This window comes from Synechococcus sp. R65.1, from assembly GCF_047461755.1.
In the GTDB taxonomy this organism is placed as follows: Bacteria; Cyanobacteriota; Cyanobacteriia; order Thermostichales; family Thermostichaceae; genus Thermostichus.
The window spans coordinates 1-10,559 of record NZ_JANSHU010000033.1 but is presented as its reverse complement, the minus strand read 5'-3'; the positions used below and the strand labels follow the sequence as shown (position 1 = coordinate 10,559).

Below are 10,559 nucleotides of genomic sequence, written 5' to 3'. Positions count from 1 at the left end.
CACCCCGCCAGAGGGATCTCCACAGGCGTCACTTCCCCGCGATCGCGATAGCGGGCCGTAGGCCTTGCTGCAGGTAGTTGCTCCTTGCCCCCATAAGGCACACCGGCTAAAGACGGAGCCAACTTCAGCCTAGGCAAAGTGCCTACCAGAAAAGATGTACTCGCAAGCTCACTAGCTCAGCCCATCTACGTCAAGGCAGAAGGTTGGTTATGCAACAAAGTGGCCAATTGTACGGACTCCGTCCCGCTTACGCGAACGGTGAATCAAGGACTAGAGCAGAGCCCTATGCTCCATAGAGCCGTGGCTGCCCACAGCGAAGGGCGGATCGTCTCCAGTCCCCAAAGTTCAACCCCAATGGCATCCATCGGCCAGCTTCCAACCCTGCCTTTCTAAACTAGCGGGATTGGGCCCAGTCGGTGGCAGTGATGGTGGTGCCAGGAAATTGAATGGGGTTGCCCAGGCTCTGGATCTGGGCCTGGAGGGCGGGCAACAGCTGCAGGTTCGAGAGCGGTTCCCGCAGGATCTCCGCCGGGACTAGATCCCGCGCCAGGGCAAAGTGAGCTGTGTGGCCGGCTGCCGTGCCGATGGCCCATTCCACGGGGTGCACTCGATAGGAGGCGCTGGCGATGCGGCTGGTGGCGATGTTTTTGCTGCCGGCCAAGAGGTTGTCGATGCGCTGTGGGATCAGGGCGCGCAGCGGGATCTGGTAGGGGTAGCTGGGGGCCTGGGCGTCTTGGTTGTGGCTGGGGGGCAGCGAAAAATCCGGCAGTAGACACTCGTGGAAGTCGATGGGGTACTGGCCCACCCCCACCGAGTCGTAGAAGATGAAGGGGCGACCGCGATTCAACTCCGATTCCCGCGTGGTGATATCCGACTCGTAGATGGTGAACCCTCCTGGATAGGAGACGCTGGGCCGCCCGATGATGCGCCGCGACTCGCGAATATAGGGGTACTTGGAAAGACCACTGGCAGTTCCCATGGGGCTGTTGGGCCCTTTGAGGTAGCGATAGCGCAAGTAAAAGTCTTTTTGAAAGTTGGGATCCGCCTGCTGCAACAGAAAGTCCGTCCTCCCCGCCACCAGCCAGTAGAAGAAGCCCTTGGCATGCTGCTCGGCCCGACGCAGGGCTTCCACCCGCAAGCCCCCCATCCAGCCACCCGGCTGCAGTTGGCCCGAGGCCTGCAGTTGCTCGTGGGTGAGGATGAGGTTCATCTCCGGCCCGGTGATGCGCCAGTCGTTGCCCCAGGTCCAGTTCTGCATGGACTGATCCCCCACGCGGATGGCCTCTTCCCCGAAGCCGAATACCTGCCCCCAGATGCGGCGATAGGTAAAGACCCTCCCGAAGTTAAAGCGCGGGTGTTCAAAGCTGTAGTAGGGGCCGTGCAGGGGATCGTCGTAGAACTCTGGCTTGATGGGCACCTGCGGCACAGCGGAGCGCTCTATGACAAAGGTGTAGGTAAACCCCTGGGTGCAATAGGGATCCCTGTAGGGCTTGGAGCTGGGCTCCCAGCGGCTTTCCCCGTCCGTGCCGAGACGGTAGGGCACTCGCGCCAGGGGCAGCAGCTCGCCGGTTTCGGTAGCATCAATCACTATCCAAGGCAGGGTTTTTCCCTGCCGCTCGGGAGGCGGCTCAAAGTGCAGGATCTCCTTATCCCAGTCCTTCGTGGGCTCCCAGCGGTAGAAGTCCAAAAAATAGCTAGAGAGATCCCCCCGCTGCTCCGGCGCGACGCCAGCGTGCTTGGGGAGGTTGCGGATAGCCACTACCCTGCGGATCTGGTAGCCCTCAATCTCCAAGTCCTTCACCACTGTCTCCGTAAACAGCCGCAACTGCCCCGACTGCAGATAGGGATCCAACATCTCCCGGAGTACCTGATGTCCCACCTGGGGAGAAAAACAGAGCACGCTCACCCAGCACTTGCCGGGGTTGGGATCCCCGCCATACTTTTCCCGCACCCGGCGGCGAAACTCTCTGTAGCCTCGCGGGAAGATCTCGTTTTCCCGCTGTAGGGGCCGCTCGTCCAAAGCCGAGACCCCTTGGGCGCTCACCTGGCCGCCAATCCAGTCGGTAATTTCGGTCATGCACACCTGTCGCCCCAGTTGCAGGGCCTCGTAGGCCGCTGCCACGCCTCCCAGCCCGCCCCCAGCGATGAAAATCTCACAGGGGATGCGGGTTGCCGACACGGGCTGAGCTAGGGCCGCCCCGGCGCCCAAGATCCCAGCCCCCAGGATGCCGCAGCTCCATCCCTTGAGGGTGAACATCTTCTTCAGCCTGTCAGACTTTCCGGCAACTTTTATCATGGGGGAAAGCGCTGCGAGGGCTCATGCCGGGTTCCACTTTCGTCATCACCACACCGATCTACTACGTCAACGCTGCCCCCCACATCGGCAGTGCCTACACCACCATGGCAGCCGATGCCATCGCCCGTTACCACCGCCTGCGGGGTAGGGAGGTGCTGATGGTAACGGGAACCGATGAGCACGGCCAGAAGATCCAGCGCACCGCTGAAGAGCGCGGCCTTCCCCCGCAGCAGCACTGTGACGAGATCGCGGCCCAGTTTGCCCAGCTTTGGCAGTTGCTGGATATCCGCTATGACCGCTTCATCCGCACCACTGACCCTCGCCACAAAGCCATTGTGCGGGAGTTTTTCCAGCGGGTTTGGGATCGGGGAGATATCTTTGTTGGGCGGCAGCAGGGGTGGTATTGTGTTGCCTGCGAAGAGTTTAAGGACGAGTCAGAGATCTTAGAAGGCGGGTTTTGCCCGCTCCATCCCAACAAAAAAGTAGAGTGGAAAGACGAAGAAAACTACTTTTTTCGCCTCTCTCGCTACCAGGAAAAACTAGAAGCTCTCTACGCGGAGCATCCAGAGTTCATTCAACCAGAAAGCCGCCGCAATGAGGTCATTAACTTTGTCAAGCAGGGCCTGCGGGACTTCTCCATCTCTCGCCCTAGCGTCTCCTGGGGGATCCCCTTCCCAGTGGATCCCAGCCAAACCCTTTACGTCTGGTTTGACGCCCTCATCAACTACATCAGCGCCGCTCTAGATCCCGAGGACGAGCCGACGCTGGAGAATGCTCTGCGCCGCTACTGGCCTGCCGACGTGCACCTGGTGGGCAAAGATATCGTCCGCTTCCACGCCATCTACTGGCCGGCCATGCTCATGTCGGCGGGGTTGCCTTTGCCTAGGCAAATCTTTGGCCACGGCTTTCTCACCAAAGATGGCCTCAAGATGGGCAAAAGCCTGGGGAACACGCTGGATCCCTTTGAGCTGGTGCAGCGATACGGCGCCGATGCCGTGCGCTACTATTTCTTGACCGAAATTGAGCTGGGCAAAGATGGAGACTTTAGCGAGGGCCGCTTCGTCGAGGTACTCAATGCCGACCTAGCCAACGACCTGGGGAACCTGCTCAACCGCACCCTCGCCATGCTCAAAAAATACCAACCTGACTACCGCATTCCCGCCGTCGAGATCCCTCCGGATCATCCCCTCAAAACCTTGGCTGAGCGCCTAGCCCCGACAGTGGCTGACGCCTACGAGCGGCTGGATCTCAGCTCGGCTGCCCGCAAGGCCCTCAGCCTGGCCCAGGCCAGCAACAAATACCTAGATGAGCAAGCTCCCTGGACGTTGCATAAACAGGGGCAAAGCCAACGGGTAGCGGAGATTCTCTATGCCGTTCTAGAAAGCGTGCGCTGGGTGGCGGTGGCCCTTTCGCCCATCATTCCCAACCTCAGCCTCAAGATCCTGCAGCAACTGGGGTTCCCCCTCACCGACATTACCCAACTGCGCTGGGATCCCGATGCTCGCTGGGGCCAGCTTCCCCCTGGTCAAGAGCCTCAGCCCCCTGTGCCTGTCTTTCAGAAAATCCTCAGGAACGCCTAGGACTTGGCAGCATTTGCTTGGGAAGGTTGGGCAGCCGCTTGTCCTCCCTTTGGTCTTAGCCGCTCGGCCAAAGGAGGGGCATCCCTTCGGGAGAGAGGAGGAGCTGCACCCGAGCGCAAGCGAGGGTTGCTCACCTCAGCAGGAGGAGCTCCATGGGCAAGAGTCTGCCAGGCCGCTCGTACTCCCGCCCAAAAGCTGCGAACATTGACTTGGGCATCCCGGGCTTGGGTACGGGCTCCTTCCAGGGAGCGGCTGACCTGCTTCACCACCTGACCCGCCCCTTTCACCCCCTCGTCAAGGCTGTCGGCAATCTCGCTCACTTCCAGGCTCGTCAGGCGCAGAGCCTCTAGAGTGGGCGGCAGCTCCCGCAGCAGCGTATCGAAGAAGCGCTCCACACTCTGGGCGGCTCGACCCAGTTGAATGACGGCAGGCAGCAGGGTCAGGATCACCGCCAAAATGGCCACTGCCACCAGGCCTACCGAGAGGCCAAGCCAAAAGACCGGATCGCTCATCCCGCCGTCTCCTCTCCATCGCCGGCTTCCAAATCAGCTTCTTCCCCCCCAAGGGAACGCGAGTTTTGGGCTTGGAGCAGCTCCTTTCGCTTCTGCAACATGGCCTCCTTCCCCACCACCACTGCCTGCTGTAGCCGCAGCAGGGCCTCATCCAAACTGCGTTGAGCAGCGTCGAACAGTTTCTCTGACTGATACTGCAAGCTGCTGGCTACATCCTCTGCCACTTCTGGCAGCGCCTCTGCCGATTTTTTCAACAGTCGCCGCGTCTCCCGTCCGCTGCGGGGGGCTAGAAGCAGGCCAATGAGCGTGCCCACCGCCGTTCCCAACAGCAGCCCACCAATAAACGCGCCAGTCCGGTTTTCCGCCATGCCTTGCCAGAGTTGGTGGATACAAGTGGCCCCCCAACCAGACTATCAAAAAAAATCTGCTACCCTGCTCTGCCCAAAAAGGCCAAGTCGCGGCTGGGCTGCTGGGGGCTAGAGTAGAAATGGCGCTGTGGAAACTACCCAACAACCCATGGTCTCTTTAGAGCCCAAAGGCCTGGCGGAAAGGCCAATCAACTTGGCAGAGTACATCGACCACACGCTGCTGCTGCCTATGGTTACCCCGGAGGAAATTGAGGAGGGGTGCGAAATTGCCCTGCGCTACGGCTTCCCCACCTTTTGCGTACCTCCCTGCTATGTGCCGCGGGTGGTTGAGCGGCTACACGGGTCGCCAGTACGGGTGAGCACGGTGGTGGGGTTTCCCCTGGGTACCAACACAGCGGAGGCCAAACTCTACGAAGCTCAACTGGCTGTGGAGCAGGGATGCCAGGAACTGGATGTTCGCATTAACCTAGCCTGGCTCAAGGCGCGGGAGCTGGATAGGCTCCATGCCGAGATTGCCCAAATTGTGGAGGAGACGGGAGTTTGCGTCAAAGCCATTTTGGAGACGGCCCAGCTCGATGAGGAGGAAAAAAAGCTGGCTGCGGAGATCTGCATGGATGCAGGAGCTGCCTTTTTGATGACCTCCACCGGCTGGATGGGAGGGGCAACCTTGGCAGATGTGCAACTGCTGACGCAGCTTAGCCGGGGCCGAGTGGGGGTGAAAGCTTCAGGCGGCATTCGCACTCTGGCTCAGGCGGAGGCAATGATTGCCGCAGGAGCCACCCGGATCGGCACTTCTTGGGGGTTGGAGCTAATGCAAGAGCTGCAGGCTAGGGAAGCTGGCAGAGCATGAGCGGGCGAACCTACCGGGTTACCGGCATCACTCTCAAAGGCATCCCCTTGGGGGAGTCGGATCGGGTGGTTACCATCCTAACTCGCGAGCGGGGGCTGGTGCGGGCAGTAGCCAAGGGATCCCGCAAGCCGTCTTCCAAGTGGGGAGGGCGACTGGAGCCCTTTGTCATTAACGACCTGCTGCTTGTTCGGGGGCGGTGGTCAGCTCAAGCCGATGCCTCCCAGCGTCTGCAGCGCATTGTCCAGGCAGAAACCCTGCAGAGTTTTCCCCGTCTGGGCCGCAGCTTGGCCCACCTCACAGCCGCCCAGTACCTGGCAGAGGTGGCTTTGCTGTTGGCCCTGCCAGATCAGGCTCAGGAAGAGCTGTTTGTGCTTTTGGTAGAACACTTGCAGCGCATCGAGCAGGCCCCTACACAAGAGGCAGTTCTGCCGCTCCTTGTCCATGGGCTCTACCACCTTTTGGCGGTGGGGGGGGTTGCCCCCTCGCTACAAGCCTGTTGCTCCTGTGGGTGGGAGTTGGCGGACGAGGTCTTCTTCTGTCCCAACCTGGGCGGCCTGATCTGCGAGCCCTGTCAGAGAGCCCAGCAGCCCACCTCCCTTGCCCGGCTCTCCAGTGCCGTCCTGCAGGCCCTGGGATCCCTGCCCAACCCCACCTTGCCACCGCTGGCCGACAGAACGTTGCCTTTGACAGCTTGGCTGGGGGCAGAGCGCTTGCTGCGCCAAATTTTGGAGCAGTATGCCGAGCGAGAAATCCGGTCTGCTCGCCTGCTAGCTGGCTGTTACCCTACTGCCGGCGCTGCAGTTGTCTTCCCCACTGCAAACGAGCAGGGATCCCCCCTTGCCCCAACCTTTTCTGAGGGCAATTCCAAAAGAATTGGCGGCCGGCTGAAGAAGTTGTGAAGACATGTATCAAGTTGAGCCGAATGGCGGCAGAATAGAGCTCCGGGGTGGATTAAGTAGCCGCTTCCAGATGATACATTAGGTTCCATGAGGTAAATTCTTAACAAGGGCTTCTCAGCTTTGGCCGCGGTCAGCCGCGAGGGTTTGCAGAGAAAGCAACAGCTAAAGGGAAGGGAAGCCGGTGTCTTTCCAACCTATTGCCAAACAGGCCTTCTGGGTTCCTTAGTGGGGGGTGTCCTGGGCTGCAGTTTCTGTTTCTAAGCATGGGTTTGGCAGCTTTCCGTGGGGAGGCCGAGTCTGCTTGTCCAGAAACATCCCTCAGCCACCTGCTCGCCGGTGGCAGGAGGTAGCCTTTATCCTAACTTTTCCAGGCCAAGTTATTAAAGTGAAGTACAGGAGTTGCAGCACCGTGGAAGCCCAGCGTAAAGAACGAATTCTCGTGGTTGATGATGAGGCTAGCATCCGCCGCATTTTGGAAACTCGCCTCTCGATGATCGGCTACGAGGTGGTTACTGCAGCCGACGGCGAAGAGGCACTGCAGGTCTTCCGCAAGCAGCATCCCGACCTGGTGGTGCTGGATGTCATGATGCCAAAGCTGGATGGCTATGGGGTCTGTCAAGAGTTGCGCAAAGAGTCCGACATCCCCATCATCATGCTCACGGCTCTGGGGGATGTGGCCGACCGCATTACTGGGTTGGAACTGGGGGCGGATGACTACGTGGTCAAGCCTTTTTCACCCAAGGAGCTGGAGGCCCGCATTCGCTCGGTGCTGCGGCGGGTGGCCCGGTCTAGCCATGAGGGGATCCCTAGCTCTGGGGTTATCCAGGTTGGGGATCTTTGCATTGATACCAACAAGCGCCAAGTTTACAAGCGGGGCGAGCGCATCCGCCTGACGGGAATGGAGTTTAGTTTGCTGGAGCTGTTGGTCAGCCGCTCGGGGGAGCCGTTTTCCCGCGCCCAGATCCTGCAAGAGGTATGGGGCTATACCCCAGAGCGCCATGTGGATACGCGGGTAGTGGATGTCCACATCTCGCGGCTGCGGGCTAAGTTGGAGGATGACCCAAGCAACCCTGAGCTTATCCTGACAGCCCGCGGTACTGGCTATCTGTTTCAGCGCATTGTGCCAAAGGGAGAAAAAGGAGAGGGCTAAGAAGGGATCCCTGTCAAGTGCTCCTGCAGGGCCCTTCGCATCTGCTGTAGCGGTTCAACCCAGTTGCCGCGGGCTTCTTGGCGAAATAGGCGCATTACGCCGGGGTACCAGGGGCTATCTTGTCGCTGCAGCAGCCAGCGCCAATCGGCTGCAAAGGGCAGTAGAACCCACACGGGCTTGCCCAGCGCCCCAGCTAGGTGGGCAACGGCGGTATCGACGCTAATCACCAGATCCAACTGGGCAACTGCCCTAGCAGTATCAACAAAATTCCGGAAACGGGATCCCAGCTCCACCACCTGGTGCTGCTTGAGGAGGGGTTCTAGCTGGCTTAGATCTTCACCCACCTGCAGGCTAACCCACTGCACCTGGGGCAGATCAAGGTACTCGAGAAAGAGGTTGAGGGGACAGCTTTTTAACCTCTGCACCCGGTTGAGGGCAAGATCGGCGCGGCGGCCACTGGCCCACACCAGCCCTACCTTCATCCCCTTCTGAGGAACCTCAGGCCATTCTTCTGGCCAGGCGGAGCTCTCCGGGGGACAGACCAGGTAGGGAAGACAGGCAGGGATTGTCTCCAGAGTGGTGCCTAGGCGATGGGGCAGGCTGAGCAAGGGCAGGTGCCAGTCGAAGGGAGGCAGGGGATCCGTCTCCGAAATAATCTGAACCTGAGGAAAGGAGGCCCGCAGCAGCTCGACTAGGGATGGCGGGCAGCGGAAGTAGAGGGAGGCCTGCGGATGGGCTGCGGCCAAAAGTGGCAGGTAGCGCACAAACTGGATGGTGTCCCCCAAACCTTGTTCGGCGTAGATGAGCAGAGTCTGCTGGCCCAAGGGGGATCCCGTCCACAGAGGCTGGGGAAAGCGGGGGTAGGCCGCCCCCTGGCGCTGCAGCCGCCATTCGTACTCCCGCCACCCCTCCTTGTAGCGGCCCAGGGTGAGCAGGGCAGTGGCCAGGTTGTAGTGGATCTCCGGCGAATCAGGGGCCAGTTGCAAGCCCCGCCGATAGGACTCAAGGGCGGCCTCGAGGCAGTTTTGCTCTTGCAGGATCGTGCCCAAGTTGTTGTGGGGCTGAGCATCCTTGGGCAGCAGCAGGATGGCCTGTTGCAGGCAGTCGGCTGCTTCCTCCAGACGATCCTGCAGGTGGAGGCAGTGGGCGAGGTTGACGAGGATCCGCCCCTCCTGGGGCAGCAGGGCAAGGGCTTGGCGAAACCAGCCTTCAGCTTCCTCAAGCTGGTTCTCGAACATCAGCGCATTGCCTAAGGCGGCTAGAGCATAGGGCTGGGGAGGGTGCGCTGCCGCAGCCTGGCGCAGGACTGCAATTGCCCGCTGCCGCTGCCCCAAGGCCAGCCAACAACTGCCCAGCCGGAATAGCAGTTGCCCATTGCCGGGAGCAAAGGCCAACCCCTCCTGATAGGCGCGCGCTGCCTCCGCCGGGTCGCCCAGCAGCATCCAAGCATCGCCCAGATCCTGCCAGGCAGGCACCCAGTCCTTCCTCAGGTGTACAGCCAACTGTAGGGGGGTCAAGGCTTGACGGGGATCTCCCATTTGCAGATAGAGGGATCCCAGCAGCGCTTGGGCAGCAGCCAGGTGCGGATGGGCGCGGGTGAGCTGTCGACAAAGGCGCAGCGCCGCCCCCAGATCCCCTGCTTGTCGGTGGCGCTCGACCAAAGCCAGAGCCGCCTCTGGGGAGGGGAAAGAGGGCAGGCTGGCTCCTTGTCCTGAGTTCTGAGGCCCAGCCACCTGCCGCTTGCCTTTCCCTCGACCAAAGCCCTGTGGCACGGTTTGACCTACCGGGGTTAACAGGACGTTCCCAATAGCCCTAAGTTGGGATTCCGACAGCTTTAGCCTAGTTGCGGCGAAAGAGGCTGTCTAGGTAGATGCGCGCAGCGCGCCGATCGGCATCTCCGCTTTGGAGCAAGAACAGCGAGAGGGCTGCTGTTACAACCCGATCTTGATCCCAGTCGGGATGACGAGAGAGGTAGTTTTTGAGGGTCTCGTGGAGCTCCTTGGGAATTTCGCTCGAAATGCTGACGGTAGGAGAATCCATAGCTCAACCACCTACCTAAAGTCAACACTCAAACAGTCGCAGCAAAAAGAGGCTCTACCCTGGGCCACAGCTAAGCCGGCCTAGGAAGGAATTGAACAAGCTAAGCCAGTCCTCTAACTTGGGTACCTCAAAGACCGCACGGGCTCCTCAAGAAACGGGGTAAAAGGGCTTGCCCATTGGCCGCCTGCAAGCGGCTGGGGAGGTCCTAGCAGCTGCCGGGGAAGCCTCCTCCTCACCTCGGGTGGGGCTATTCTGCCCTCTGCCCTAGGGGGGATGTCAATCCTAGGCGGGAGTATCCAACAGAACCAGAGCTCTCCCGTGGCCTTGATGGGATCGGAAAAAGCGGCGCGATCCCGTTACGTTTCTCAAGGTGTAGTCGCGTGAACCTTAGCAAGGGCAACTTTTCCACAGAACCCTTCGAGGCGGCTTCTAGAGCGAAAGACGTTGTGGAAAACAACCCGCCTGCCTGTGGAAAGTCTGGGGAAAACCTGTGGATTTTTGGGAAATCTCAATGTGTCCAAAAAAATTTTCTCGACTGCTCCCTCAGCTCCACTCAACTCGATAGTGCAAAAACAGCTCTTGGGAACCGCGGCGGCACTCAAGCAACTTCAGGCGGGGCGGGGATCCCTGCAGTTGCCAGCCCTCGATGCTAGCCGGGGCATCAGCGTAGCCACTCAGCAGCACTGGCGCCAGCGTCACCCACAGCTCATCCAAGGCTTGCGCCTGCAAAAACGCCCCCAAGAGCCGCCCCCCGCCCCGGGGGCCCCCCCGTTCGCTCCCCCGCTGCCGCAGGCGGGCTAGGCGCGCGGTCAAATCCCAATACGCCGCCCCCCACATCTAGGCAAAACAGGGCCGGGCCTGCCA

At 60.4% G+C, this 10,559-nt stretch carries 10 protein-coding genes; 4 read left to right on the top strand and 6 right to left on the bottom strand.

Going from position 1 to position 10,559, the window contains the following annotated elements; all coding sequences use genetic code 11:
• Window positions 1-394 precede the first annotated feature (394 nt).
• Window positions 395-2,257, bottom strand: coding sequence for an FAD-dependent oxidoreductase (locus NW814_RS10825; RefSeq protein ID WP_414406301.1), 1,863 nt, complete (start codon window positions 2,255-2,257; stop codon window positions 395-397).
• 62 nt (window positions 2,258-2,319) lie between these two features.
• Here NW814_RS10825 and metG point away from each other — a divergent pair, with 62 nt between their 5' ends.
• Window positions 2,320-3,876: a methionine--tRNA ligase gene (gene metG / locus NW814_RS10820; protein ID WP_414406300.1), complete on the top strand. Its 1,557-nt coding sequence runs from the start codon at window positions 2,320-2,322 to the stop codon at window positions 3,874-3,876.
• On the opposite strand, the gene NW814_RS10815 is transcribed toward metG, so the two are convergent.
• Window positions 3,873-4,388, bottom strand: coding sequence for a hypothetical protein (locus NW814_RS10815; RefSeq protein WP_414406299.1), 516 nt, complete (start codon window positions 4,386-4,388; stop codon window positions 3,873-3,875). The two genes, metG and NW814_RS10815, sit on opposite strands and share 4 nt — an antisense overlap.
• The gene (locus tag NW814_RS10810; RefSeq protein ID WP_414406298.1) at window positions 4,385-4,756 is read right to left on the bottom strand and encodes a YtxH domain-containing protein; all 372 of its coding nucleotides are present in this window, start codon (window positions 4,754-4,756) and stop codon (window positions 4,385-4,387) included. The genes NW814_RS10815 and NW814_RS10810 overlap by 4 nt, the downstream gene beginning before the upstream one ends.
• 148 nt (window positions 4,757-4,904) lie before the next feature.
• Here NW814_RS10810 and deoC point away from each other — a divergent pair, with 148 nt between their 5' ends.
• From deoC to rpaB, 3 genes are all read left to right on the top strand, one after another.
• Window positions 4,905-5,606 carry a deoxyribose-phosphate aldolase gene (deoC, locus tag NW814_RS10805; protein WP_414406297.1) on the top strand — a complete coding sequence of 234 codons (702 nt, stop codon included), beginning with the start codon at window positions 4,905-4,907 and terminating at the stop codon, window positions 5,604-5,606.
• On the top strand, window positions 5,603-6,505 hold the full coding sequence (gene recO, locus NW814_RS10800; protein WP_414406296.1) for a DNA repair protein RecO: 903 nt from the start codon (window positions 5,603-5,605) through the stop codon (window positions 6,503-6,505). The genes deoC and recO overlap by 4 nt, the downstream gene beginning before the upstream one ends.
• 409 nt (window positions 6,506-6,914) lie before the next feature.
• Window positions 6,915-7,655, top strand: a complete 741-nt coding sequence (rpaB, locus tag NW814_RS10795; protein WP_414394542.1) for a response regulator transcription factor RpaB — start codon at window positions 6,915-6,917, stop codon at window positions 7,653-7,655.
• Here rpaB and NW814_RS10790 read toward each other — a convergent pair.
• The 3 genes from NW814_RS10790 to NW814_RS10780 all read right to left on the bottom strand — a co-directional run bounded on the left by NW814_RS10790 (window position 7,652) and on the right by NW814_RS10780 (window position 10,508).
• Window positions 7,652-9,388, bottom strand: coding sequence for a tetratricopeptide repeat protein (locus tag NW814_RS10790; protein ID WP_414406295.1), 1,737 nt, complete (start codon window positions 9,386-9,388; stop codon window positions 7,652-7,654). The genes rpaB and NW814_RS10790 overlap by 4 nt on opposite strands.
• A 106-nt stretch (window positions 9,389-9,494) precedes the next feature.
• Window positions 9,495-9,695, bottom strand: a complete 201-nt coding sequence (locus tag NW814_RS10785) for a DUF2811 domain-containing protein (protein WP_414394537.1) — start codon at window positions 9,693-9,695, stop codon at window positions 9,495-9,497.
• A 543-nt stretch (window positions 9,696-10,238) separates the two neighbouring features.
• Window positions 10,239-10,508 carry a dihydrofolate reductase family protein gene (locus tag NW814_RS10780; protein WP_414406294.1) on the bottom strand — a complete coding sequence of 90 codons (270 nt, stop codon included), beginning with the start codon at window positions 10,506-10,508 and terminating at the stop codon, window positions 10,239-10,241.
• Window positions 10,509-10,559: the final 51 nt, after the last annotated feature.

Excerpts from the sequence above, each read along its gene's own strand:
- NW814_RS10825 (WP_414406301.1), bottom strand. The coding sequence starts at position 2,257 with ATGTTCACCCTCAAGGGATGGAGCTGCGGCATCCTGGGGGCTGGGATC.
- metG (WP_414406300.1), top strand. The coding sequence starts at position 2,320 with ATGCCGGGTTCCACTTTCGTCATCACCACACCGATCTACTACGTCAAC.
- NW814_RS10815 (WP_414406299.1), bottom strand. The coding sequence starts at position 4,388 with ATGAGCGATCCGGTCTTTTGGCTTGGCCTCTCGGTAGGCCTGGTGGCA.
- NW814_RS10810 (WP_414406298.1), bottom strand. The coding sequence starts at position 4,756 with ATGGCGGAAAACCGGACTGGCGCGTTTATTGGTGGGCTGCTGTTGGGA.
- deoC (WP_414406297.1), top strand. The coding sequence starts at position 4,905 with ATGGTCTCTTTAGAGCCCAAAGGCCTGGCGGAAAGGCCAATCAACTTG.
- recO (WP_414406296.1), top strand. The coding sequence starts at position 5,603 with ATGAGCGGGCGAACCTACCGGGTTACCGGCATCACTCTCAAAGGCATC.
- NW814_RS10785 (WP_414394537.1), bottom strand. The coding sequence starts at position 9,695 with ATGGATTCTCCTACCGTCAGCATTTCGAGCGAAATTCCCAAGGAGCTC.